Source organism: Streptomyces vastus (genome assembly GCF_039532825.1).
Lineage (GTDB): Bacteria > Actinomycetota > Actinomycetes > Streptomycetales > Streptomycetaceae > Streptomyces > Streptomyces vastus.
The window spans coordinates 1-23,461 of record NZ_BAAASJ010000045.1 but is presented as its reverse complement, the minus strand read 5'-3'; the positions used below and the strand labels follow the sequence as shown (position 1 = coordinate 23,461).

Here is a 23,461-nt window from a genome sequence, read left to right as displayed (position 1 = left end):
GACGGGAACGTGAAGCACGGCGTCCTGCCGGTCGGACCGGAAACGGCGCGCACACAGCCCGGCGCCGAACCGCGCCCTGCCGGCACACCGAAGGCCGTCGGGATCGTCTGGGCGCTACTGGGCCTCAACACGCTCGGATCCGCCGGGGCCAAGACCATCGTCACGCTGCCCCGCTCCCTCATCCAGATGGTCACCATGGGCGCGCTGGTCGCCGCGTTCTCACTGGCGCTCGCGCTCAATCTCCGGCTGCGCATCCGGGCCGGCGCCTTCCTGTTCCTGCTCACCCTGCTGCTGGTGCCGAGCATGATCTCCAGCGCGAACCTGGAGGTCGGGTACGGCGCGCTGTTCCGCTGCGCCCGCCTTGCTCTCTTCGTCGGCACGCTGTGGCTGCTCAGCCGATGGTGGGACGGCAGCCTGACGTTCGTCCGGCACCACATCCGGATGTACTTCGTGGTGCTCATGACGGCGGCCGCCGGCCTGGTCATCTCACCGGGCGCGGCCCTGCCCGAGACCTACGGGGGCCGGCTTGTCGGCGCGTTGTGGCCGCTCACCCCGCCGCAGATCGGACAGTACGCCGCAGTGATCATCGGGCTCACTGTGCTGCTCGTGCTGGGTCGCAGGACCACCGGGGGCAGCGCGGCCATGGTCATCGTGCCGTCACTCGTCCTGCTCGCGCTGACCCACACCCGCACGGCCACGGTCGGCATGCTCATCGGCCTTGTGCTGGCGATCGGTTCGCTCGTCCTGACCAGCGCCGCCGCGCGCCGGTTCTTCGCCTGGGCGGTGCTGGTGTCCACGGTGGCAGTGGTGGGGTTCGCCTCCGCGCTCCAGGCGTGGTTCCTGCGCGGACAGAGCAAGGAGTACTTCACCAGCCTCACCGGCCGGGCCAAGGTCTGGGACGCCCTGCTGGCAGCGCCCCGGTCGACCGCGGAGCAGGTGTTCGGCATGGGCCTGGGCGACAAGTCGTTCGGCGGGCTGCCGATCGACAACAGTTGGCTGGCCGTCTACAACGAGCAGGGTCTGATCGGCGTCACCCTCGTCGCGGCGATCCTCGTCATCCTTGCCGGCGTCGCCCTGCTGCGACCACCGTCGCTGCCGAGGGCCTGCGCGATCTTCCTGATCAGCTATGTCGCGATCTCGTCCTACACCGAGGCCGGCCTCGGCGACGCCTCGCCGTATCTGCTGCATCTGGCCCTGGCCGCCTCGCTGCTCGCGACACCTGCCGCGGCCACGCCCCTCGCGACGCCCGGCCACCTCAGGACGGCCACGCCCGTCACCGCGCCCGCAGCCCGTCAACGACGTATCCCGCGATGGGCCCGGAGGTGACCTTGAGCATGCATGTCCTCGTGGTGCACAACCACTACTCCTCGGCGCAGCCGAGCGGGGAGAACAGGGTCGTCGACCAGGAAGTGCGGCTGCTGCGTGCGGCCGGCCACCGGGTCGAGGTGTTCGAACGGCGCAGCGACGACATCGCCGGCCGGTCCCTCCCCGGCAAGGCCGCGGTGCCGCTCCTTGTGCCGTGGAACCCGGCGGTCCGCGCGGAGCTCGCCGCCCGGCTGCGCACCTCACGCCCTGACGTGGTGCACATCCACAACGTCTTCCCGCTCCTGTCGCCCGCGGTCCTTGCCGCCTGTGCCGACGCCGGCGTGCCCGCCGTCGCCACGCTGCACAACTACACCCAGGTCTGCCCGCCCGGCACGCTGCACAGGGATGGCCGGCCGTGCACCGACTGCGTCGGGTCGAAGGCGTCGCTGCCCGCCGTCCGGCACGGCTGTTACCGGAACTCCCGCCTCGCGACGGTGCCGCTCGCGATCAGCCTGACGGTCAACCGGCGGCGGTGGTGGTCCGGCGTGGAGCGGTTCCTGTGCATCTCCGCGGCGCAACGCGACGTCCTGGTCCGGGCCGGCATGCCGGCCGAGCGGCTGACGGTGAAGCACAACTTCGTACCAGAGCCGGGCGCCTGCCGAACGGGCGCCGGCGAGCATGTGCTCTTCCTCGGCCGACTCGCGGAGGCCAAAGGCATACGGCTGCTCATGGCCGCGTGGGACGACATCGCCGCGGACGGCGGTGTGGGCGTGCCTCTCGTGCTCGCCGGCGCGGGGCCACTGGAGCGAGAGGTGACCGCCTGGGCGGCGGGCCGGGACGACGTGCGCCACGTCGGCCTGCTCGACCCGGCTCAGTGCCGGCAGGCCGTCGCGCGGTCGGTCGCCGTGGTGGCTCCCTCGATGGTCCTGGAGACGTTCGGCCTGGTGGTCGCGGAGGCGATGGCGGCGGGGGTCCCGGCCGTCGCCGCCGGTCACGGCGGCTTCACCGAACTCGTCGAGGACGGGGTGACCGGGCTGCTGCACCGGCCGGGCGATCCCGCCTCGCTCGCGTCCTGCCTGCGCCGGGTCACGGCCGAGCCGGCCCGCAACCGGGAGATGGGACAGGCGGCCCGGCGCCGCTACGAGCAGAGTTTCAGCCCGGATGTCGGGCTGGAGCGCCTGGTGGATGAGTACCGCACCGCGATCGCGGGTCGGTCCGGCGGCGGGGACAGCCCGCCGCCGTTGGGGGACGGAAACACTGGCTCGCGGTGGGGGCACCCGCGCGAGCGGGATGGGGGCAGTAGATGACACGATGCCGACTCTGCGGCTCGGCGACGCTGGCGAGCGTCGTCGATCTGGGGGCGACCCCGCCGTGTGAGAGCTTTCTCGCCGCGGACCAACTGGACCAGCCAGAGCCGGCGTACCCGCTGCATCTGCGGGTCTGCACCAACTGCTGGCTCGCGCAGATCCCGCCGCTGATCACGCCGGAGGAGACGTTCAAGGAGTACGCGTACTTCTCCTCGTACTCGACCTCCTGGGTGGAGCACGCGCGCAGGTTCGTCGCCGACGCCGTACAGCGGCTTGCTCTCGGCCCCGACGCCTTCGTGGTCGAGGTCGCGAGCAACGACGGGTACCTGCTGAGGCACGTGGTGGACAGCGGGATCCGCTGCCTCGGCATCGAGCCGTCGGTGAACGTCGGCGCCGCGGCGCGGGATGCGGGTGTGCCCACACTCACGGAGTTCCTGGACCCGGACACCGGCTCGGCCGTCCGCGCCGAGCACGGCCCGGCGGACCTGGTCGTGGCCAACAACGTGTACGCGCACATCCCCGACGTGGTCGGGTTCACCCGGGGGCTGCGCTCCCTGGTCGCCGACGACGGCTGGGTCTCCATCGAGGTGCAGCACCTGCTGACCCTGATCGAGGACAACCAGTACGACACGATCTACCACGAGCACTTCCAGTACTACACGGTCGCGTCCGCGATCCGGGCCCTTGCGAGCGGCGGACTCACGCTCGTGGACGTCGAGTTGCTGCCCACGCACGGCGGCTCCATCCGGCTGTGGGCCCGGCCGGCCGAGGTGGCCGGCGAGCCGACGCAGCGGGTGGCCGATGTACTGGCCCGGGAGAAGGCCGCCGGGCTGCAGGAGCTGTCCGGGTACACCGAGTTCTCCGCCCGGGTGGCCAAGGTGCGCCGGGATCTGCTGCGGTTCCTCATCGAGGCGGCCGAGCGCGGCGAGACGGTCGTCGGCTACGGCGCCCCGGGCAAGGGCAACACCCTGCTCAACCACTGCGGCATCCGGCCCGACCTGCTCCCGTACACGGTCGACCGCAACCCCTACAAGCACGGCAGGTTCACCCCGGGCACCCGCATCCCGATCCTGCCGCCCGAGCAGATAGCCGCCGACAGACCGGACTACGTCCTCGTCCTCCCGTGGAACCTGCGGGCCGAGCTGGTCGAGCAGCTGTCCTTCGTCCACGACTGGGGCGGCCGACTTGTCTTTCCCATACCGGAACTGAGCATTGTCGAGGTCAAGTCATGAAGGTCGTACTGTTCTGCGGCGGCTATGGGCTGCGCATGCGCAACGGAACCTCCGACGACATGCCCAAGCCGATGGCGATGGTCGGCCCGCGGCCGCTGATCTGGCACGTCATGCGCTATTACGCGTACTACGGGCACACGGAGTTCATCCTGTGCCTCGGGTACGGGGCGCACCACATCAAGGACTTCTTCCTCAACTACGAGGAGACGGTGTCCAACGACTTCGTGCTGCGGGGCGGGCGGACCGAGCTGCTGTCCGCCGACATCGCCGACTGGACGATCACGTTCGCGCAGACCGGCATCGAGTCGCCGATCGGGGAGCGGCTGCGCCGGGTGCGGGACCACCTGGACGGCGACGAGATGTTCCTCGCCAACTACGCCGACGTGCTCACCGACGCCCCGCTGCCGGAGATGATCGACCGGTTCGCCCAGCGGGACGCCGGTGCGTCGATGATGGTGGTGCCGCCGCAGTCCTCGTTCCACTGCGTGGACCTGGGCGAGGACGGCCTGGTGGGGGGCATCACCGCGGTGAGCGAGCTGCCGCTGTGGGAGAACGGCGGCTACTTCGTGCTCCGCCAGGAGGTCTTCGACCACATCCCGGAGAACGGGGACCTGGTGGCCGACGGATGCGCCCAACTCGCCAAGCGCGGCCGGTTGGTGGCGCACCAGCACCGCGGCTTCTGGAAGCCGACCGACACCGTGAAGGAGCGGGCGGCGCTCGACGCCGCCTACGCCCGGGGCGACCGCCCGTGGGCCGTGTGGGAACGCGACGGCGCAGGGGCTGCTCTCCAGGGTGCCACCGGCAGCGGCAACGGCTCCGGAGCGAGAGCGTGATCCGGCTCGGGGCCGGGCGCCTGGACCGGATCGTGGCGGTGGGCGCGCACTGCGACGACATCGCCATCGGCGCCGGCGGCACCCTGCTGACGCTGTGCCGCGCGCGGCCGGGTGTACGTGTCGACGCACTGGTGCTCTCCGGCGGCGGCAGCGAGCGCGAGCAGGAGGAGGCGGCCGCGCTCACCGCCTTCTGCCCGGGCGCCGACCTGCGGCTGACCGTGCACAAGCTGCCGGACGGGCGGCTGCCCGCGCACTGGGAGGAGGCCAAGTCCGCCGTCGAGGAGCTGCGCGAGCGGACCGACCCGGATCTGGTCCTCGCCCCGCGTACCGATGACGCGCACCAGGACCACCGCGGCCTGGCGCAACTGATACCGACCGCGTTCCGCGACCACCTGGTCCTCGGCTACGAGATCGTCAAGTGGGACGGCGATCTCGGCCGTCCGGCGGCGTACCAGCCGCTGTCGCCTCAGATCGCCGAACAGAAGGTGCACCTGCTGCAGGAGCACTACCCCTCGCAGCGGCACCGTCCCTGGTACGACCGGGAGGCCTTCCTCGGCCTTGCGCGGATCCGCGGCATCGAATGCCACGAGCGCTACGCCGAGGCGTTCGCAGTCACCAAACTCACGCTCAACCTGGGGGATTGAACCTTGCGCGTACTGCTGACCGGACACCAGGGCTACCTGGGCACCGTCATGGCCCCGGTCCTCACGGCCGCCGGACACGAAGTCGTCGGCCTTGACGCCGGCCTGTTCGCCGACTGCGTCCTCGGCCCGACGCCCGCGGACCCGCAGGGGCATCGGGTGGACCTGCGCGACGTCACGGCCGACCACGTGGCCGGGGTGGACGCCGTGATCCACCTGGCCGCGCTGTCCAACGACCCGCTGGGATCGCTGGCGCCGGACCTCACCTACGACATCAACCACCACGCGTCCGTACGCCTTGCCCGGCTGGCCCGCGACGCAGGAGTGCGGCGCTTCCTGTACGCGTCGACCTGCTCGGTGTACGGCGCCGCGGGCGGCGACGACCTGGTGGGCGAGGACGCACCGCTGCGCCCGGTGACGCCGTACGCCGAGTCCAAGGTGCGGGTGGAGGACGACCTGCACGCGCTGGCCGACGGCGACTTCACGCCCGTGTTCATGCGCAACGCCACCGCCTTCGGCTACTCGCCCCGGCTGCGCGCCGACATCGTGCTGAACAACCTGGTGGGCCACGCGCTCCTGTCCGGCGAGGTGCTGGTGCTCTCCGACGGCACCCCCTGGCGCCCGCTGGTGCACGCCGCCGACATCGCCCGGGCCTTCGCGGCCGCGCTGGTGGCGCCGCGCGAAGCGGTGCACGACCGGGCGTTCAACATCGGCAGCGAGATCAACAACGTCACGGTCGCCGAGATCGCCGAGCAGGTCGCCGAGGCGGTGTCCGGCGCGAAGGTGGTGATCACCGGGGAGCACGGTGCCGATCCACGGTCGTACCGGGTGGACTTCTCCCGGTTCCGCGCCGCGATACCCGGCTTCGACTGCGAGTGGACGGTGAAGCAGGGCGCGCTCGAACTCGCCGACCTCTACGGGAAGTTCGGCCTGACCCGTGAGGACTTCGAGCGACGCTTCACCCGCCTCGCCGTGCTGCGCGCGGCGTCCGACGCAGGCACCGTCGACGAGACCCTGCGGTGGCGCCGATGACCGCGGCCGGCGACCAGCCGGTGACCACGCCCGGCGAAGAGATGTACGCGCTGGTGGAACGGCTGTACCCGCTGTGCCGGAGCATCACCGGCGACGGTGTGCGCGCCACCCTGCAGATCGTCGGCGAGTACATCCCGCTGCAGGTGCACGAGGTACCGACCGGGACCCAGGTGCTCGACTGGACGGTGCCGCAGGAGTGGAACATCCGGGACGCGTACATCGCCGACACTGCCGGCAACCGGGTCGTCGACTTCGCCGACTCCAGCCTGCACGTGCTCGGCTACAGCGTGCCGGTGTCCGCGACCATGCCGCTCGCCGAGCTGCGTGAACACCTGCACACCCTTCCGGAACACCCGAACTGGGTGCCGTACCGCACCAGTTACTACAAACCGGAATGGGGGTTCTGCCTGGCCCAGGAGACGCTGGACGCGATGCCGGACGGCGAGTACGAGGTGCGCATCGACTCCGCCCTCGCCGACGGACACCTCACCTACGCCGAGCACGTGGTCCCCGGGCAGGTCCCCGACGAGGTGATCGTCTCCTGCCACGTCTGCCACCCGTCGCTGGCCAACGACAACCTGGCCGGCATCGCGGTGGCGACGTTCCTGGCCCGGGCGCTGGCCCGGCAAACGCCGTACTACACCTACCGGTTCATCTTCGCGCCCGGCACCATCGGGGCGATCACCTGGCTGGCCCGCAACAAGGAGCGGGTGATTGGGGTATCCCCTGCTCGAGCGGAGCCGAGAGCTCGGGGAAGGGTCAAGCACGGCCTGGTGCTGGCCTGCGCCGGCGACCCGGGCCAACTGACGTACAAGCAGAGCAGACGCGGCGACGCGGAGATCGACCGGGTAATGCGGCACGTGCTGGCCGCCTCCGAACGCCCGCACCACGTCACCGAGTTCACTCCGTACGGCTACGACGAGCGGCAGTTCTGCTCACCCGGGTTCGATCTCGGCGTGGGCTCGCTCACCCGGACCCCGTACGCCGGCTATCCCGAGTACCACACCTCGGCGGACAACCTGGACTTCGTCTCCCCGGAAGCGATGGCGGACACCCTCGCCGTCTGCCGCGAGGCATTCGCCGTCCTCGACCGCAACCGGCGGTACCTCAACCTCAGCCCCTACGGCGAACCACAGCTGGGCCGACGCGGGTTGTACGACGCGCTCGGCGGCCGCAGCGACACCAAGCAGGCCCAGATGGCCATGCTCTGGGTGCTCAACCTCTCCGACGGCGAGCACAGTCTGCTGGACGTCGCCGAGCGGTCCGGGCTGCCGTTCGACACCGTCGCCGCCGCGGCCGGAGCCCTGCACGGCGCCGGGCTGATCAAGGCATGACGGCAGTGACGACCGAGGGGGAGGGGACGAGTCCGAAGGCGGCGAACGCCAGGCGGGCCGTCGTCGGGCGGCTGTCCTGGGGACTGGCCGACCAAGCGGCCTCCAGCATGGGCAACTTCGTGGTGGGCATCTACGTGGCCCGCTCGCTGGGCGTGACCGCGTTCGGCGTGTTCAGCCTTGCCTGGGTGACCTACGGCGTGGTGCTCAACGTCTCCCGCGGACTGGCCACCGACCCGCTCATGGTGCGCTTCAGCGGCGTGTCGGACGCGGCCTGGCGCGGGGCGGTGGCCCGGTCGTCGGGTGCTGCGCTCGGCGTCGGCGCCGCCCTCGGCGCGGGGTCTCTGGTGGTCGGCCTTGCTCTCGGCGGCCGTGCGGGGCCCGCGTTCGCCTGCCTCGGCGTCGTCCTGCCGGGGCTGCTGCTGCAGGACGCGTGGCGGTTCGCGTTCTTCGCCGCCGGCGCCGGGCGGAAGGCGTTCGTCAACGACCTCGTCTGGGGCGTCGCGCTCGTCCCCGCCCTGGTGGTGGCGGCCCACGTGGGCAGCGTGGCCGCTTTCGTGCTCGCCTGGGGCGGATCCGCCGCGGTGGCCGCCGTGTGCGGCTGCTTCCAGTCCGGCGTCCGGCCCCGTCTGACCGGAGCCCGCGAGTGGCTTCGCGCGCACCGCGACCTCGGCTACCGGTACCTGGTCGAGAACGTCAGCAACAGCGGCGCGGGCCAGCTGCGAGCGTATGGGCTCGGCGCGATCGTCGGCATCAGCGCGGTGGGGGTGGTCCGGGGCGCCGAACTCCTGCTCGGCCCGTTCACGGCAGTGCTGATGGGGCTGTCTCTGGTCACCGTCGCGGAGGCGGCACGGGTACTGCGGCGGGCCCCGCAGCGGCTGGGGAAGTTCTGCCTCCTCCTTGGCGGCGGACAGGCCGTCGCCGCGCTGCTCTGGGGCGGGGCGCTGCTGCTGGTGCCGGACCGGGGCGGCGAGTTCGTACTCGGCGGCGTGTGGAGCGCTGCCTCGGACCTCGTCGTGCCGGTCACGCTCGGCGTCGCGGGTGCCGGCCTCGGCACCGGCGCGGCGGCCGGGCTGCGCGCGCTCGGCGCGGCTCGGCGCAGCCTGCGCAGCCAGCTGATCGCCTCCGCCTGTTACGTCATCGGCGGGCTCGGCGGCGCGGCCGCGGCCGGCACGGCCGGCTCGGCCTGGGGCGTCGCCGCCGCCACCGTCTGCGGCTCGGCCGCGTGGTGGCTGCAGCTGCGCTCCGCCCTGCGCGAGCGCCCCAAGAACCCCATCCCCGAAGTGAGGACGTCATGACCGCCCATCCCCGGCTGAGCATCGGCCTGCCCGTGTACAACGGCGAGGAGTACCTCGCCGAGGCGCTCGACGCCCTGCTCGGCCAGACCTACGAGGACTTCGAGCTGGTCATCTCCGACAACGCCTCGGCCGACGGAACCCAGGACATCTGCCGCAAGTACGCCGCGCAGGACTCCCGCATCCGGTACATCCGGCTGCCCCGGAACATCGGCGCCGCACCGAACCACAACTACGTGTTCACCGAGTGCCGCGGCGAACTGTTCAAGTGGGCCTCGCACGACGACCTTTACGCCCGCGACCTGCTGCGGCGCTGCGTGGAGGCGCTGGATGAGCGGCCCGAGGTGATCCTCGCGCACGCCGACCAGGCGGTCATCGACGAGGACGGCCAGGTGAAGGTCCCGTACGAGTACACGCTCGCCACCGCCTCGCCGCATGCACCGGAGCGCTTCCGCAGCATGCTGTTCGAGCCCGGCGGCGACGACTTCTACGGGGTGATGCGGGCCGAGGTGCTGCGCCGGGTGAAGCCGCACGACAGCTACCACCACGCGGACCGCACGTTCGTCGCCGAGATCGGCCTGCACGGGCCCTTCCACCAGGTGCCGGAGCTGCTCTACTTCCGCCGCGACCACCCCACCCGCGCCGAGCGGGCGAATCCCGGCAAGCGCTCCCGGTGCGTCAACCTGGACCCGCGCCGGGCGGGCCCGCTGCACCCGACGCCCCGGCTGCTCGCCGAGTACGTCTGGGGCTTCGTCTCGGCGATCCGGCGGGCGCCGTTGTCCGCGGCCGACCGGCGCGCGTGCTACCGCCACCTGGCCGCCTGGATGACCAGCCGGGCCCGGCCGGGCGCCGGCGAGCGGGTCGAGGACCGCGCCCCGGTCGACCCGGCCAAGCTCACCGTCTCCGTCGACGCCCTCGTCGCCGGACGTGAGGGTCGTGCAGGACGTGCAGATCGTGCAGGGAGGCAGACATGACCTCCGCGGGTGAAACCCCGGTGCGCGTCGGGGTGTTCGGCCTGCTCGGCTCCGGCAACCTCGGCAACGACGGGTCGCTCGAGGCCGTGCTCGGCTACCTCCGCGCCGAGCACCCGGAGGCGGTCGTGGACGCGCTGTGCGGCGGACCCGAGGTCGTCACGGCCCGGTACGGGATCCCCGCGACGCGGCTGCACTGGTACCGCGGGGAGTACCGGACCGCGTCGCGCGCGGGCGCGGTCGCGGCGAAGGGTCTGGGCAAACTCGTCGACACCGTCCGCACCGCCGCCTGGGTGCGCCGGCACGACGTGGTGATCGTGCCGGGCATGGGTGTCCTGGAGGCCACGCTGCCGCTGCGGCCGTGGGGATTCCCGTACTCGCTGTTCCTGCTCTGCGCGAGCGGCCGACTGCTACGGAGCCGGGTCGCGCTGGTCGGCGTCGGCGCCGCCCCGATCGGCAACCGGCCGACCCGCACCCTGGTGCGCTGGTCGGCACGTCTGGCCACGTACCGGTCGTACCGGGACGCCCTGTCCCGCGACGCGATGCGGGCGATGGGCGTGGACACCGCGAGCGACGAGGTCTACCCGGACCTCGCCTTCGCCCTGCCGGCGCCGCCGGCGAGCGCGCCCTCGGGTCCGCCGTGCCCGCCGGGCCAAGTCTGCGTCGGCGTCATGGACTTCCACGGCGGCAACGACGACCGCGCCCGGGCCGAGGAGATCCACCGGCGCTACCTCGACGGGACGACCCGCTTCGTCCGCGCGCTGGTCGAGGACGGCAGGCCGGTCCGGCTGCTCACCGGCGACGCGTGCGACGCGCCGGTGGTCGCCGCGATCCTCGACGCGGTGGACTCGCCGCTGGTCACCGCTGCCGAGGCGGCCTCGCTGGCCGACCTGATGCAGGAGACGGCGGCTGCCGACACCGTGGTGGCGACCCGCTACCACAACCTGGTCTGCGCCCTGAAGGCCGGCACACCGACGCTCGCTCTCAGCTATGCGGCGAAGAGCGACGCACTCATGGACCGGATGGGGCTTGCCGCGTACTGTCACCCGGCTCGCGAGGTCGACGCCGACCGGCTGCTCGAGCAGTTCCGGGCGCTGGAGCAGCGATCGGCTCAGCTGCGGCAGACCCTCGCCGAGCGGAACCTGGCCACCGCCCAGCAACTCAAGCACCAGTTCACCGCCTTGACCGCGGCCCTGTTCCCGGCGACCGACCACACCCACGCCCACGCCATGCGGGAGGCCCCATGAAAGCGACCGAAGTCCCGGAGATCGCCGGCGCGTACCTGTTCGAGCCGACGCCGTACGCCGACGAGCGCGGCTTCTTCTGCCGCACCTTCGACGCCGACGTGGTCCGCTCGGTGGGCATCGACCCGAACGCCTTCGTCCAGGACAGCCTGTCCCGCTCGGTCCAGGGTGTGCTGCGCGGCCTGCACCTGCGCTCCGGCGCCGGCGAGGCCAAGCTGGTGCGGTGCTCGTACGGGAGCATCTTCGACGTCGTCGTGGACCTGCGGCCGGACTCGCCGACCTACCTGGGCCGGGCCTTCTTCGAGCTGTCCGGCGAGACGCAGACGACCCTGTACATCCCGGCGGGGTGCGCGCACGGCTTCCAGGCGCTGACCAAAACCGCCGACACCTCGTACCGGATCGACCGCCCGCACGATCCGGCCGAGGACGTGACGATCGCCTTCGACGACCCGGAGCTCGCCATTCCCTGGCCGCTGCCGGCCACATCCATGTCCAAGCGGGACCAGGAGGCGCCGAGCCTCGCCGAAGTCCTGAAGCACAGAGAGAAGTGAGGGTGGGCGTGGACACCGAACACACCGAAGCCACCGAGCACACCGAACGCACGGAAGAGACCGAGGAGACCGAGGAGTTCCCCCTGCCCCGGTCGCGGGCAGCGAACGAGCGGCTGCACGCCATGATCCCCGGGGGCGCGCACACCTACGCCAAGGGCGACGACCAGTACCCGGAGAACCTGGCCCCGGTCATCAGCCACGGCCGCGGTGCTCATGTGTGGGACATCGACGGCAACCGCTACGTCGAGTACGGCTCCGGCCTGCGGTCGGTCAGCCTCGGCCACGCCCACCCACGCGTGATCGAGGCGGTGCGGCGGGAACTCGACCGCGGCAGCAACTTCGTCCGGCCGTCCATCGTGGAGGTCGAAGCCGCGGAACGCTTCCTGGCCACGGTGCCGACCGCCGAGATGGTGAAGTTCGCGAAGAACGGCTCCGACGCCACCACCGCCGCGGTGCGCCTCGCCCGCGCCGCCACCGGGCGCCCGCGGGTGGCCATCTGCGCCGACCATCCGTTCTTTTCCGTCGACGACTGGTTCATCGGCACCACGCCGATGTCCGCGGGCATTCCGGCGGCGACCAACGAGCTCACCGTGGCGTTCCCGTACGGGGACCTGGCCGCCACGGAGGAGCTGCTGACCCGCTACCAGGACGAGGTCGCCTGCCTGATCCTCGAACCCGCCACCCACACCGAGCCGCCGCCCGGATATCTCGCCCGCCTGCGGGAGCTGGCCGACCGGCACGGCTGCATACTGATCTTCGATGAGATGATCACCGGCCTTCGCTGGTCCGAGGCGGGCGCCCAGGGCCTGTACGGCGTCGTCCCCGACCTCTCCACGTTCGGCAAGGCGCTGGGCAACGGGTTCGCGGTCTCCGCGCTGGCCGGGCGCCGCGATCTGATGGAGCGGGGCGGGCTGCGTCACTCCGGCGACCGGGTCTTCCTGCTGTCCACCACGCACGGCGCGGAAACGCACTCGCTGGCCGCCGCGATGGCCGTGCAGACCACCTACGTCGAGGAGGGCGTCACCGCGCGGCTGCACGCCCTCGGCGAGCGGCTGGCCGCCGGTGTCCGCGACGCCGCGGCCGCCATGGGCGTCGGCGACCACGTCGTCGTCCGGGGCCGGGCCAGCAACCTGGTTTTCGCCACCCTCGACGAGAACTGGCAGCCGTCGCAGCAGTACCGCACCCTGTTCCTGCGCCGGCTCCTCGCGGGCGGAGTGCTGGCCCCGTCGTTCGTGGTGAGCAGCGCGCTCAGCGACGCTGACATCGATCACACCGTCGACGTTGTGGCCCAGGCATGTGCGGTGTACCGGAAGGCACTGGACGCCGCTGACCCCACCCCCTGGCTGGCCGGGCGACCGGTGAAGCCCGTATTCCGCCGCTTGGCGTGACCTGACGTGACGTAACGTCAGCGATGCTCCCGCCGACCGGCGTCGGCCATCCGATCGGCCATCCGATCAACCAGCCGGTCAGCCATCCGGTCGACCAGCCACGCGGTCGCCGGTATCACCGCCAGCGCGGTGCACCAGCCGCCGAGGACGTCGGTCGGGTAGTGCGCGCTCAGGGCGACCTGCGCCCAGCCCATGGCGGCGCCGGCGACCAGCGCCGCGGCGAGCACGAGTGACGTGCCGGCCGTCCTGCCGAGGCCGAGCCGGCCGGTCGCGAGCAGCGCCACCACGAGGGCGAACGCGGTGAGGAAAGCGGTGTGCCCGCTCGGGTAGGACAGATTGCCCTCGCCGTGGATGGTGCGTCCCACCAGGGGCTTGAGCAGCGTCGTCGTCGCCACGGTCATGCCGGCACCGGCGACGATGAGCACCGCCGCGCGAGGCCACCGAAGCAGCAGGCAGCCCGTCACGGTGGCCACGACCAGCACCGCCGCTCCTGCGGGCTCCCCCAGGAAGTCCGTGGCCAGAGCGACGTTCCGCCACGGCGGCCGCACACTGTCCGCCGTCGGCTGGATGATCCACCTGTCCAGTCTGCCGGGCTCGCTGTGGCCGGCGTACAGGACCCCGAGCACGACGACCACCAGCGCGGCGAGGGCCGCAATCAGCCAGAGCCACACGCGCAGCAATGGGGGCAGCACCGCGGGCGCCGACCGGCCGGTCACACGCCCACCGCGTCCGGTCGACATGCGGTCCCGGCGGAAGCCCGCACTTCATCACCGAACTCGACCGCGCCGCGACCCTCTACTTGGTGGCGGTCGAGCCGAACACCCCTCTCATGACCGTCAGATGTACGGGCTGGGCTGCGTACGGCTGGGCCGAGCCAGATGGCGAACACGTCAAGCGCGAACTGGGCTGGGCCGACTTCCAGGCCCGCTCCGGCCAAGCGGTCCAACGCCACTGACGCCGGTCGCCGTGGCCTTCGGCTTCTGCCGACGCCAACTCCCCACCAACGAGCCCCCCTTCGTGTCTGACTTGCCCCACGCGGGAGCCAATCAGTCGCTCCTTGCCACCCTAACCAACCATGCGGTCGCGGCACGCCGCCGTCGGAAAGTCCGCCTGTCACCACTCAGTGCAGGCGGCGCCGGCCACAGCGGAGAGCGCGCCGGCGCAGTGGGCCGGGGCGCGGGCGACGGAGTCCGAGGTGCTTGCCGGCCGAGACTCCCGTGCCGGCCACCAAGGATCGACAAGCAGCCTTACTGGGAAGGCGCATATCGGGCGCGAGACCCCGGCGCCGTGTACCGGCCTCCACTGCCGCGTGCCAAGTTCGCCGTCCCACTGCGCGTCCGCATCCGCGGTCATATGCTCTTGGGTATTGAGGGTGGAGACGAGCCGGGGGGGGCATGTCTGGTGAGCCCAGCAAGGCAGGGAACGTCAGTATTGAAGTCGGGGGTCAAGCGGTTCTTGGGACGTGCGGGATTCGACATCGTGCGCACCAACAACAACCGGGGTGGAGTGGACGACTTCATCCCGTTCGAGGCAACGATGCGGGCTGCTCGGGCAGCCGATCTGTCGGTCGGTGACTACATCGACGAGGTCATGAACGGGACGCCTGGCGCCACCCAGTTCACCATCGATGAACTACGCGATCTCGGCGTCTTCACCGCCCACCTGGACACGGTGCTGGAGATCGGCCCCGGGTCCGGACGGTACCTGGAGAAGACGCTGAAGGAGTGTTCACCAGGCCGCTACGAGATCTACGAGACGGCAGCGCCCTGGTCCAACTACCTGGTGGACACCTTCGGCGTGGTCGCCCGACCGACCGCAGGAAGCAGTCTCGCCTCGACACCCGACGGCAGCGTCGACCTCGTTCAGGCCCATAAGGTCTTCAACACCGTGACCTTCCTCTTCGCCTCCCGCTACTTCTTCGAGATGGCACGTGTGACGCGACCCGGTGGCCGGATCGTCTTTGACGTGATGACAGAGACCTGCCTGGATCCGGCCACGGTGCGTACCTGGGCAACGCAGGGCGGCGCGGGGCACGGCTCCTACCCAGCCGCCATGCCTCGCCAGACATGCGTGGACCTCTTCGCGACCCTCGACTGCAGCCTGGAGGCCAGCTTCCTGGCCCCCATGGGCGTCGCCTCCACTGAGGTGCTTGTCTTCGGAAAGAAGGCTTGACCCGTAGAGGCCGTCCGCGTATCGACAAGGTCGTGTGACTGCCTCGCGCGCAGGTTCGGCAAAGCGGCGGACGGACCGGAGCGCGTGCGGTGCCGAGCTGGCCGAGGCCGCCCCGGCCGCGTTCCTGCGGCACTTCGCCGGTGACGACGACTACGACCCACGGGGAGAGTTGCAGCAGCAATCGGGCCAAGATCCGGGACCATACCCGGACCTCGACCCGCCACCCCTGTAGTGCCTTGCTGAGCGCAAGGCTTCAACCATCACTACCGGCCCGACGCGCTCGTGACCGTCCCGGACCGCCTCACCCCGGAGCCCCGGGCAGTGATATGGACGCCTCAGACGGATACGCGGGTGGGGTCCGTGGCGTGTTCTACGTCCTGAGCCATGCGCCACAGCGCGGCCGAGAGCCAGATCAGGATGCCGCCGACCAGGACGTGCAGCCCGCTCGTGAACAGGGAGTCGGGCAGCGCCGTGAGGAAGGCGAACAGAGGCACGACAACGGCGTAGCCCCATACCGGAATCCTCGGGAACACCCGCGCGCGGATCATCGCCGTGCCGAACAGAGCGCAGCCCACGGCGAAGACGGCCGCGGAACCGATGAGGGCAGGGATCGTCGGGCCGGTCAGCGCGTCGTCGATGACGTCGTCGTCGAAGTAGAACAGCACCAGGTTCGAGGCGAACGCGGCACAGCCGAACAGGCCGAGACCGATGAGGTTCACGGTGTGCGCGATCTCTCCGAAGCGGCCGGTGGCCGGGCTCTGCCACCGCTGCAGCGCGGTGAGCAGCGGCAGAGCGAACGCCGGGGAGAGGGCGAGCGGGATGCTGGTCGCAGCGGTCTCCCCGGTGAACGCCTCGACCATCGCGGGCAGAGCGATCAGCAGGCCGGACAGTGCGCCGCACAGGGCTCCGTACAGGGCGCCGGCCCGAAACGTCGATGTCGATGAGGTGATGGGCGAGGACATGAGGCCACTCCGATTGCTCCGGGATTGATCTGACAGTGGGTCAAGGCCGTAACCGTAGAGAGCGGCCGCTCAGCGGCAGGAGGTGAAGTACGGGTACATCCGAGGCCGGAAGTCACCATCTCCCGTGCGGCTCCGGCCGTTCGGCACGTGTCGTTCGGCTCGAGCCGCCCGGAGTTTCCGCGCCGATGTCCCACAGCCGTCGTGTTCGGCTTAGCCTGGCGACAGCGGGTGAGGGGGTGCGCATGGCGGCGTATGGGCCCGTGCGGTGGGTGGCGCCACTGCTGTACGGCGCGGTGCTCGCGGGCGGTCTGTACTACGCGGCGGCCGGCCTGGGGGACGGCCCCGGGCCGTCTGTCCGGCAAACGGTCGGCTTCGTCGCCACGATCGGGGCGCTGTTCGCCCTGGAAGCGGCGGGAGGCCGCAGGCCCGCGGCCCGGGTGCCGCTGCTGCTGGCTCGCTGCGCTCTGACCGGCGCGGCGGTGCTCCTCGACGCCTCGGGCCTGTCCCAAGTGCTGGTCGTGCTGCTGCCGTTCACCGCCTACTTCGCCTTCGGCCGCCGATGCGCGCTCGCGCTGGGCGCGCTCTGCCTGGCGGGGCTACTCACCTCGTACGTGCTGACCGCTCCCGGCTGGTACCGCGACCTGGAGCACGTCTCCGACCTGCTGATGCTCGCCGTCGGCCTGGTGCTGGCGCTCTCGATGGCCGCCGTGGCCGTCGGCGAACAACGCGCCCGGCGCGAACTGGAAGAGCACGCCGCGCGCGTGGCCGAACTGTCGGCCACCACCGAACGCAACCGGCTGGCGCGGGACATCCACGACAGCCTCGGCCACCATCTCACCGCGATGTCCGTGCAGTTGGAGATGGCCTCGGACTTCCGGGCCCTGGACCCCGGCGCGGCCCAGCAGGCGCTGAACGAGGCGAGGCACTCGGTGAAGCTCGCGCTCGGCGACGTACGGCAGTCGGTCCGCGCACTGCGCGGCGAGGCGGTGCACCCCACGCTCTCGGCGGCGCTCGCCGGCCTGGCACACAGCGGCGGGGCACGGCCCGTGGTCACCGTCGAGGTGACGGGCGACGAGGACGGCTATGGCGCGGCCGAACTGACCGCCCTGTACCGGGCCGCGCAGGAGGGTGTGACCAACGCGCGCCGCCATGCGCGGGCCACGCGTGTGACGGTGGCGGTCCGCCTGGCCGAGGACAGTGCGCGGCTGATGGTGACCGATGACGGCCGGGGCTTCGCACCGGACACGGCCGTCACCGGGTTCGGGCTACTGGGGATGAGGGAACGGGTGCAACTGGTGGCGGGGAGCGTGGACATCGACAGCGGCCCGGATGCCGGCACCCGGCTGATGGTGACCGTTCCGCGCGGGAAGGGCGGGCAGAGATGAGCGTGGACGAGCAGGAACCGGCGCCGCCGGTACGGGTGCTGGTGGTGGACGACCAGAGGCTGATCCGGGACGGCATCGCCTCCCTGCTCTCCATCCGGCCGGGCATCGCCGTCGTCGGCACGGCCGTGGACGGCCGGGACGCCGTGGCGAAGACGCTGGAACTGGGCCCGGACGTCGTGCTCATGGATGTCCGGATGCCGGAGATGGACGGGGTCGAAGCGGTGGCCGTCCTGCGCGGGCGGGCGCCGGAGTGCAGGGTGGTGATGCTGACGACGTTCGACGACGAGGAGTACGTCGTGCAGGCGCTGCGGGCCGGTGCCCACGGCTACCTGCTGAAGGACCTGCCGGCCGAGGAACTCGCACACGCGGTCCGCCTGGCGCGCGCGGGCGTCACCCAGCTCGACTCGTCCGTCGCCCGCCACCTGACCGCCGCTCTGCCGACCCCACGCCCCACCGAGGCGCCCAGTGTCGTCCTGAGCCCACGCGAGACGGACATCCTGCGGCTCGTGGCGCAGGGCCACACCAACCGCGAGATCGCCACGCGGCTGTACCTCAGCGAGGGAACGGTCAAAAACCACGTCTCCCGCATCCTCACCCGCCTCGCCCTGCGCGACCGCACCCAGGCGGCACTCCGCGCCCGGGACCTCGGCCTGCTGTGAGCCCCGAAGCCGTGTGCGCAGCTCGGCGTCGCCGGACACGAGGGCTCCACCGTCATCGTCGGCCTCAACGGTCTGCGCGTGCTGCGCGAGGCCACCTGGACCAGTCCCGGAAAGGACACAGCGTGAGCAAGCGTTCCCGCCGTACTGCCGCTGCCGCCTCCGCCCCGTCCGCGGGGGCGGCGCGGTGCACGGTCACCGTGTGCCGGGGGTGCTGCTGCGGCACGCCGAAGATCCCCGGCTTCGACCACGCGGCTCAGCTGCGCGGCCTGCGCCGGGCCCTCGACGGCACCGCGGCCGTCCGCGTCACCGACTGCCTGGACGCCTGCGAGCACGCCAACGTCGTCGTCGTGCAGCCCTCGTCCGCCGGCCGCGCGGCGGGCGGCCGGCCCGTGTGGCTCGGCTTGGTCAACGACGCCGATGCCGCCGTCGACATCACCGCCTGGGTCGAGCAGGGCGGGCCCGGGCTCGCCACCCCGCCCGGCATCCTCGACCTGTACGGCTTCACTCCCTCCCGCCGCGTGCGGGGGCAGGTGGAGAGCTGACGCATGAGACCCTGGGGAAGAGGCTCACAGGGCCTGCGGACGCCGCCATGCCTGGATACCTTCGGGCGCGGCCGGGTGTCGTTCGAGCCCCACCGCCGACAACTCGGCGGCCAGCGTCTCGTCGGAGACGACATGGCAGTCGAACCCTGCGGCCTCTTCCCGGATCAGTTCGTCGCCGCGCCAGGTCCGGTAGGTCATCACCCAGCGGATCAAGTCCTCATCCACGGCGTCTGCCCGCGCGAGGGTGTCGTAGCGGTACCGTCCCAGCGTGCCGCCAGGGACCACCGAGGGCGGGATGGCGGTCGCCGTCTGGGGGTGTTGCGACTCCATGATCAGCGCTCCTCCAGGGCGGAGTGCGCCGGGCCCACTTGTCCCAGAGCCGAGCCCGCTGCTCCGGCGAGAAGTGCATGATCATGTTGAACAGCACCACGGCGTCCAGCGGCGTGTCCACCTCGGCTGTCAGCGCGTCCTCGGGCAGCACGGTCACTGCGTCTGCGGCTGCCGGTGATGATGACCGGAGTATCGTCTGGGTCGTCGTCGAGGCCGACGAAGCCAAGGTCGGCCAGGGCGCCGAGGTCGGCCTCGCGCAGATGCCTGGTGATGTGGTCGTGGCGGGCGGCGGTGACCTCGCTGGCCCGGCCAGGACGGGCGGAGGAGATCCAGACAAAGGGATTGCCCCTACTGGCCAGGTTCGTCGTCATGCAGTTCATGACCGAATGTGCCCGTATTTCGGAGTGCGGAGCCCTCTGGATGATGCGGTGGACGGTTCCGCGGGGCGGGAGGCTGTTGCCCGCTCGACGACGGGTGTGTGCCCGTTTACTCATGAATGGCCAGGGCCCCGCCTCTGTGCCGGTCGCCGGCACAGAGGCGGGACTGATCCGCGGGCCTGTCAGACTTGGTCGAGGATCATGTCCATCTCGTCGATGAACGCCTGGTCGGGCTCGGGCTGGGGGTCACCGCCGTTCTGGCGGGCGGCCGCGGCCCTCGCGGTGCGCTCTGCCTGGACGTTGACTCGGTTGCGGTCGCCGCCGGCCTGCTCGACGGCCTGCTCCACGGCGGTCCGGCCGAGGGTCATCATCTGGACCAGGGCGTGGTTGGCCTGCTGCCGCACCGCGGCCTGCTGGGCGGCATCGGCGTTGGCCCGCTGGCGGTCGAAGAGCTCCGTGCCCAGGATCAGCAGGTTGACGCCCATCACGATGCCCACCATGATCCCGGCGGCGGGGAGTCCGACGACGCCGGTAGCCGACAGGGTGAGGGCGCCGATTGTCGCGATGGCGCCCAGGAACACGGTTCGGGCCACCACGGTGCCGATCGGGGAGGCAAGGCAGCGGTCGCGGCACTCCGCCCCGAGGTTGCTCTTGCTGTTCTCGAACAGCGCGACGGTCATGTCCTTGACCCTGTTGTTCTCGTCAACGCTCCCGAAGTCCGCGCCGGCGATCTCGTCGCGGAACCGCTTGGCCTCCGTCTTCATCTTCGGGATGTCCTTCTCCAGGTTCCAGCCGGTGACCTCCTGGGACACCTTGTTGGCTTCGGCGAACGCCGCTTCGACGTCGGCCCTTTCCGCTGTGCCGGTCTCCTGCTTGAGGGCGGTGAGGTCCATCTGGACCTCGAAGTCGTTGAGTTGGTCGAAGAAGGCGACGCTCGTGCCGTCTGCGTTCACGACGTACTCCAGGTCCTCTCCGGCGGCGTCCGCGGAGCCGGGCCTGATCAGCACGTAGGCGAGGACCGATAACGCGGTGATGCCGATGGTGACCAGCAGGAGGGTTCGGTTGCGCCGTCGGCGGTGCGATGGGGCCGGCTGGGCAGGGGAGGCTGCAAGTGCGCTCATTCGGCTTCCTTTCGGGGCACCGTGTGGTGCCGTGGAGTTGGGGGGAAGGACGTTGATGGCTCGTATATGTCTGGCTGGGGCGGAATGTGACGATGAGGGTGCGGCTGCCCCAGGCATGAGGGGGGCGGACGGATCCGCCTCCCGGCTCCGCGATGCGGACAGCCGCGTTGGCACGTGTCACCTACAGAGGTCCTTGGCATTCAGGGGCGGGATCTGGCTGTGGCTATCCGAAATGCCCCCTCGTATGGGGCCGTTGGACCCGAGGTGTGCTTTCTGGGAGCAGCCTCATGGGCTGGGAGCGCCGCCAACAGAGTCAAATATCCCGGGTCCGGTCGCCTTTTCGGAGCCTTGCCGGAGGAGCTCTGTCCTCAGGGAGCGGCGAGGACGGGCGCGTACTCGTGGAAGCCGCGCCCCGACTTACGGCCCAGCAGCCCGGTGCGGCGCGGCCGACCACATGCAGATCCTCGGCGGCCCCCAGTCCGGCAAGTCGACCCTGCTGCGCTCCCTCATCTCCTTCTTCGCCCTCACCCACACCCCGCACGAAGTCCAGTTCTACGGACTGGACTTCGGTGGCGGCGGCCTGTCGGCCGTGGCCGGCCTGCCGCACGTGGGCGGGGTGGCCTCCCGTCTCGGCCCCGAGAAGGTCCGTCGTACGGCGGCATAGGTCTACGGCGTGATGACCCGCCGCGAGGAGTACTTCCGCACGGCGGGAATCTCCTCGATCGCGGAGTTCCGCACTCGCCGCGCGCGGCGACAACTCGGTGACCGACGAGCCCTGGGGCGACGTCTTCCTCGTCATCGACGGCTGGGCCAACTTCCGTAAGGACTATGAGGCGTTGGAACCGATCGTGCTGGACATCGCGGCACGCGGCCTCAGTTACGGCATCCACGTGATCCTCACCGCTTCGCGCTCCATGGAAGTCCGCGCGAACATGAAGGGCCACCTGTTGAACCGCCTGGAGCTGCGGCTCGGCGACCCGATGGACTCCGAGTTCGACCGCAACGTCGCCGCCAACGTGCCCACGGGCGTACCCGGCCGCGGCCAGACCCCGCAGAAGCAGCACGTCATGGCGGCGGTCTCGCGCATCGACGGCCTGTCCTCCGACACGGACCTCGCGGAGGCTACGACGGCCCTGGCGGCCGAGGTCGCCCGCCACTGGCAGCAGCCGGGCGCGCCCGAAGTACGCCTGCTGCCCAGGGAGTTCGCGGCGGCGCAGCTTCCTCCCGGCGACCGTTTCCCGAACCGCGGTATCTCCTTCGCCTTCGACGAGGACAACCTGGGGCCGGTGTTCGTCGACTTCGACCAGGACCCGTTCTTCCTCGTCTTCGGCGAGAGCGAGTCCGGCAAGTCCAACCTGCTCAAGCTCCTCATCACACGCCTCACCGAGCGCTACGACGGCAACGCGTGCAAGCTCTTCGTGGCGTCCGCATCAGCAAGGAGCTGACCGAACAAGGCCTGGACGCCGGGCCGGAGACCATCGCCTGGCATCTGCAGCAGCATCACCTGCGCGTGTCACGGGCGACGATCAGCCGCCATCTCACCGCCCACGGCCTGGTGCTCCCCGCGCCCAGGAAACGGCCCCGCTCCTCCTACATCCGCTTCCAGGCCGAATTGCCCAACGAGACCTGGCAGGCCGACTTCACCCACGACCGCCTCGCCGACAGGGCCGGCACCGACATCGAGATCCTCACCTGGCATTCACCACCGTCCGTTGCCGTTCAGGAGGCCCCTCTCCGCTGCAGAGGTGTCGGACCGCGCTGTGGAGCCGTGCGATGACAGCAGGATGTTCGTGACGGTCACACTCGGCCGCCTTCCTTGTACGGGGAGCCACACCCGGTCTTGCTTGTGTCAAGCGCCACACCCGGTGCCGTGGCGCTCCGTTGTTTGACGTCCACAGGGGGGTCACCAGGTTCTTCCCGTGACGGTCGGCTCGCCAGTTCCCACGGCATGGCGTGCGTCGCCGAGGCATTGGCGATCCAAGTCCGATAGCAATCGGTCGAGTTCGGCCATTGACGGGTGCGGCGGCGGCATGATGTGCGGCATGGACCAAGCCGACGCGATCATCTGGGCGACCGCCCTGGGTATCGGAGGGACCTTGGCTGCCGGGCTGACCGGACCGCTTCTCCAGGCCAGGGCCTCACGTCGGCAGGCCCGGGACCAGGAGGCCTTCCAGGTCCGGCACCGCCTGCGCGACGAGCGACGCGCCGCCTTCGCGACCGTGCTCGACCAGTGTGAGGCGTTCCGGCACAGCATCAACGCCGCCATCGAGGCCCGCATGGCTCTCGAATGGCGCAGCGAGGACGCCCACTGGGAGCTGTGGCAGTCGACCGACGCTGCACTGGGCGCGCTGCGCCGGGCGGCGACGAACGTCGCCATCACCGGCCCCGCTCCTATGGGCGAACTGGCCGACGCCGTCCATGCGGCGGCGGCCCGGCAGGCGGGCGTCTGGCGCATGCGGCTGGATCTGGACGACCGCCTCGTGCAGAACGCCCAGGCGGACAGTGCCTTCGCTGATGCGCGCAGACAATTCATCGCCGCGGCGGAAAAGATCCTGGCCCTGCCCACCGACGAGGGCACCCGACACCGGGGCATGCTGCGGCGTTCGCCGTGACGCGGGCCTGACGAGGGATTTCCTGTGGCGGGCCAGTCGCTGCCAGCAGGTTCGTTCGGGGATTCCTGCGAGTGTCCCTCCCCTCGTAGCGTGGAGTCCGTGATTGCAGGGGAAGTTGAGGTTCATGGGAACTGAGAAGCGGACGTTTGACGCCGAGTTCCGTGAGGGTGC

Annotated in this window: 23 protein-coding genes and 2 pseudogenes; 21 read left to right on the top strand and 4 right to left on the bottom strand. The window is 71.0% G+C overall.

From position 1 onward, the window contains the following. Positions 1 to 9 precede the first annotated feature (9 nt). The 12 genes from ABD357_RS23530 to ABD357_RS23475 all read left to right on the top strand — a co-directional run bounded on the left by ABD357_RS23530 (position 10) and on the right by ABD357_RS23475 (position 13,130). Complete coding sequence (locus ABD357_RS23530; protein ID WP_425584969.1) at positions 10 to 1,326, top strand: O-antigen ligase domain-containing protein; 1,317 nt, start codon at positions 10 to 12, stop codon at positions 1,324 to 1,326. Positions 1,327 to 1,334: 8 nt separating this feature from the next. Beyond that, a complete protein-coding gene (locus ABD357_RS23525; RefSeq protein WP_344392675.1) occupies positions 1,335 to 2,612 on the top strand; it encodes a glycosyltransferase in 1,278 nt (425 codons plus the stop codon). Then, positions 2,609 to 3,844 (top strand): class I SAM-dependent methyltransferase, encoded by a 1,236-nt coding sequence (locus ABD357_RS23520; protein ID WP_344392674.1) that lies wholly within the window; start codon positions 2,609 to 2,611, stop codon positions 3,842 to 3,844. The genes ABD357_RS23525 and ABD357_RS23520 overlap by 4 nt, the downstream gene beginning before the upstream one ends. Next, on the top strand, positions 3,841 to 4,677 hold the full coding sequence (locus ABD357_RS23515) for a sugar phosphate nucleotidyltransferase (protein WP_344392673.1): 837 nt from the start codon (positions 3,841 to 3,843) through the stop codon (positions 4,675 to 4,677). The genes ABD357_RS23520 and ABD357_RS23515 overlap by 4 nt, the downstream gene beginning before the upstream one ends. After that, a complete protein-coding gene (locus tag ABD357_RS23510) occupies positions 4,674 to 5,321 on the top strand; it encodes a PIG-L deacetylase family protein (RefSeq protein WP_344392671.1) in 648 nt (215 codons plus the stop codon). Before ABD357_RS23515 ends, ABD357_RS23510 begins: the two co-directional genes overlap by 4 nt. Before the next feature lie 3 nt (positions 5,322 to 5,324). Further along, the gene (locus ABD357_RS23505; RefSeq protein ID WP_344392669.1) at positions 5,325 to 6,350 is read left to right on the top strand and encodes an NAD-dependent epimerase/dehydratase family protein; all 1,026 of its coding nucleotides are present in this window, start codon (positions 5,325 to 5,327) and stop codon (positions 6,348 to 6,350) included. After that, entirely contained in the window at positions 6,347 to 7,684 is a 1,338-nt protein-coding gene (locus ABD357_RS23500) for a DUF4910 domain-containing protein (RefSeq protein ID WP_344392668.1), read from the top strand. The genes ABD357_RS23505 and ABD357_RS23500 overlap by 4 nt, the downstream gene beginning before the upstream one ends. Before the next feature lie 5 nt (positions 7,685 to 7,689). Further along, a complete protein-coding gene (locus tag ABD357_RS23495) occupies positions 7,690 to 8,979 on the top strand; it encodes an MATE family efflux transporter (RefSeq protein ID WP_425584970.1) in 1,290 nt (429 codons plus the stop codon). Next, positions 8,976 to 9,950 (top strand): glycosyltransferase family 2 protein, encoded by a 975-nt coding sequence (locus ABD357_RS23490; protein WP_344392666.1) that lies wholly within the window; start codon positions 8,976 to 8,978, stop codon positions 9,948 to 9,950. Before ABD357_RS23495 ends, ABD357_RS23490 begins: the two co-directional genes overlap by 4 nt. Further along, a complete protein-coding gene (locus tag ABD357_RS23485) occupies positions 9,947 to 11,194 on the top strand; it encodes a polysaccharide pyruvyl transferase family protein (RefSeq protein ID WP_344392663.1) in 1,248 nt (415 codons plus the stop codon). Before ABD357_RS23490 ends, ABD357_RS23485 begins: the two co-directional genes overlap by 4 nt. Next, positions 11,191 to 11,742, top strand: a complete 552-nt coding sequence (locus tag ABD357_RS23480) for a dTDP-4-dehydrorhamnose 3,5-epimerase family protein (protein WP_344392662.1) — start codon at positions 11,191 to 11,193, stop codon at positions 11,740 to 11,742. The genes ABD357_RS23485 and ABD357_RS23480 overlap by 4 nt, the downstream gene beginning before the upstream one ends. An 83-nt stretch (positions 11,743 to 11,825) precedes the next feature. Then, positions 11,826 to 13,130 carry a glutamate-1-semialdehyde 2,1-aminomutase gene (locus tag ABD357_RS23475; protein WP_344392733.1) on the top strand — a complete coding sequence of 435 codons (1,305 nt, stop codon included), beginning with the start codon at positions 11,826 to 11,828 and terminating at the stop codon, positions 13,128 to 13,130. A gap of 17 nt (positions 13,131 to 13,147) precedes the next feature. Here the strand turns inward: ABD357_RS23475 and ABD357_RS23470 are convergent, their stop codons facing one another. Next, complete coding sequence (locus ABD357_RS23470; protein ID WP_344392732.1) at positions 13,148 to 13,846, bottom strand: phosphatase PAP2 family protein; 699 nt, start codon at positions 13,844 to 13,846, stop codon at positions 13,148 to 13,150. Positions 13,847 to 13,959: 113 nt separating this feature from the next. Between ABD357_RS23470 and ABD357_RS23465 the strand changes: the two genes are divergently transcribed. Continuing rightward, entirely contained in the window at positions 13,960 to 14,085 is a 126-nt protein-coding gene (locus ABD357_RS23465; RefSeq protein WP_344392661.1) for a hypothetical protein, read from the top strand. Between the two features lie 500 nt (positions 14,086 to 14,585). After that, positions 14,586 to 15,302 carry a methyltransferase domain-containing protein gene (locus tag ABD357_RS23460; protein ID WP_344392659.1) on the top strand — a complete coding sequence of 239 codons (717 nt, stop codon included), beginning with the start codon at positions 14,586 to 14,588 and terminating at the stop codon, positions 15,300 to 15,302. A gap of 335 nt (positions 15,303 to 15,637) precedes the next feature. Here the strand turns inward: ABD357_RS23460 and ABD357_RS23455 are convergent, their stop codons facing one another. Further along, positions 15,638 to 16,264, bottom strand: a complete 627-nt coding sequence (locus ABD357_RS23455) for a hypothetical protein (protein WP_344392657.1) — start codon at positions 16,262 to 16,264, stop codon at positions 15,638 to 15,640. A gap of 242 nt (positions 16,265 to 16,506) precedes the next feature. Between ABD357_RS23455 and ABD357_RS23450 the strand changes: the two genes are divergently transcribed. From ABD357_RS23450 to ABD357_RS23435, 4 genes and pseudogenes are all read left to right on the top strand, one after another. After that, positions 16,507 to 17,649, top strand: coding sequence for a sensor histidine kinase (locus ABD357_RS23450; RefSeq protein WP_344392655.1), 1,143 nt, complete (start codon positions 16,507 to 16,509; stop codon positions 17,647 to 17,649). Beyond that, on the top strand, positions 17,646 to 18,308 hold the full coding sequence (locus ABD357_RS23445; RefSeq protein WP_344392653.1) for a response regulator: 663 nt from the start codon (positions 17,646 to 17,648) through the stop codon (positions 18,306 to 18,308). The genes ABD357_RS23450 and ABD357_RS23445 overlap by 4 nt, the downstream gene beginning before the upstream one ends. A 21-nt stretch (positions 18,309 to 18,329) precedes the next feature. After that, positions 18,330 to 18,434: pseudogene (locus ABD357_RS23440) on the top strand (cation transporter P-type ATPase D); the annotation flags it as partial. Beyond that, entirely contained in the window at positions 18,431 to 18,850 is a 420-nt protein-coding gene (locus ABD357_RS23435) for a (2Fe-2S) ferredoxin domain-containing protein (RefSeq protein WP_344392650.1), read from the top strand. The pseudogene ABD357_RS23440 and the gene ABD357_RS23435, both read left to right, overlap by 4 nt. Before the next feature lie 24 nt (positions 18,851 to 18,874). Here ABD357_RS23435 and ABD357_RS23430 read toward each other — a convergent pair whose 3' ends face one another. Together ABD357_RS23430 and ABD357_RS23425 are read right to left on the bottom strand one after the other, a co-directional pair. After that, positions 18,875 to 19,180 carry a hypothetical protein gene (locus ABD357_RS23430; protein ID WP_344392649.1) on the bottom strand — a complete coding sequence of 102 codons (306 nt, stop codon included), beginning with the start codon at positions 19,178 to 19,180 and terminating at the stop codon, positions 18,875 to 18,877. Between the two features lie 559 nt (positions 19,181 to 19,739). Beyond that, positions 19,740 to 20,678, bottom strand: a complete 939-nt coding sequence (locus ABD357_RS23425) for a hypothetical protein (protein WP_344392647.1) — start codon at positions 20,676 to 20,678, stop codon at positions 19,740 to 19,742. Between the two features lie 439 nt (positions 20,679 to 21,117). On the opposite strand from ABD357_RS23425, the pseudogene eccCb reads away from it, so the two are divergent. From eccCb to ABD357_RS23410, 3 genes and pseudogenes are all read left to right on the top strand, one after another. Further along, positions 21,118 to 22,099, top strand: a pseudogene (eccCb, locus tag ABD357_RS23420) (type VII secretion protein EccCb); the annotation flags it as partial. After that, positions 22,084 to 22,455, top strand: coding sequence for a hypothetical protein (locus ABD357_RS23415; RefSeq protein ID WP_344392645.1), 372 nt, complete (start codon positions 22,084 to 22,086; stop codon positions 22,453 to 22,455). The pseudogene eccCb and the gene ABD357_RS23415, both read left to right, overlap by 16 nt. A gap of 265 nt (positions 22,456 to 22,720) precedes the next feature. After that, positions 22,721 to 23,290, top strand: a complete 570-nt coding sequence (locus ABD357_RS23410; protein ID WP_344392643.1) for a hypothetical protein — start codon at positions 22,721 to 22,723, stop codon at positions 23,288 to 23,290. The last annotated feature ends 171 nt before the right edge of the window (positions 23,291 to 23,461 follow it).

Bases quoted from the DNA above. Each gene is read 5' to 3' on its own strand.
- ABD357_RS23450 (WP_344392655.1), top strand. From the start codon at position 16,507: ATGGCGGCGTATGGGCCCGTGCGGTGGGTGGCGCCACTGCTGTACGGC.
- ABD357_RS23480 (WP_344392662.1), top strand. From the start codon at position 11,191: ATGAAAGCGACCGAAGTCCCGGAGATCGCCGGCGCGTACCTGTTCGAG.
- ABD357_RS23525 (WP_344392675.1), top strand. From the start codon at position 1,335: ATGCATGTCCTCGTGGTGCACAACCACTACTCCTCGGCGCAGCCGAGC.
- ABD357_RS23410 (WP_344392643.1), top strand. From the start codon at position 22,721: ATGGACCAAGCCGACGCGATCATCTGGGCGACCGCCCTGGGTATCGGA.
- ABD357_RS23485 (WP_344392663.1), top strand. From the start codon at position 9,947: ATGACCTCCGCGGGTGAAACCCCGGTGCGCGTCGGGGTGTTCGGCCTG.
- ABD357_RS23520 (WP_344392674.1), top strand. From the start codon at position 2,609: ATGACACGATGCCGACTCTGCGGCTCGGCGACGCTGGCGAGCGTCGTC.
- ABD357_RS23465 (WP_344392661.1), top strand. From the start codon at position 13,960: ATGACCGTCAGATGTACGGGCTGGGCTGCGTACGGCTGGGCCGAGCCA.
- ABD357_RS23425 (WP_344392647.1), bottom strand. From the start codon at position 20,678: ATGAGCGCACTTGCAGCCTCCCCTGCCCAGCCGGCCCCATCGCACCGC.
- ABD357_RS23455 (WP_344392657.1), bottom strand. From the start codon at position 16,264: ATGTCCTCGCCCATCACCTCATCGACATCGACGTTTCGGGCCGGCGCC.
- ABD357_RS23445 (WP_344392653.1), top strand. From the start codon at position 17,646: ATGAGCGTGGACGAGCAGGAACCGGCGCCGCCGGTACGGGTGCTGGTG.
- ABD357_RS23490 (WP_344392666.1), top strand. From the start codon at position 8,976: ATGACCGCCCATCCCCGGCTGAGCATCGGCCTGCCCGTGTACAACGGC.
- ABD357_RS23515 (WP_344392673.1), top strand. From the start codon at position 3,841: ATGAAGGTCGTACTGTTCTGCGGCGGCTATGGGCTGCGCATGCGCAAC.
- ABD357_RS23500 (WP_344392668.1), top strand. From the start codon at position 6,347: ATGACCGCGGCCGGCGACCAGCCGGTGACCACGCCCGGCGAAGAGATG.
- ABD357_RS23430 (WP_344392649.1), bottom strand. From the start codon at position 19,180: ATGGAGTCGCAACACCCCCAGACGGCGACCGCCATCCCGCCCTCGGTG.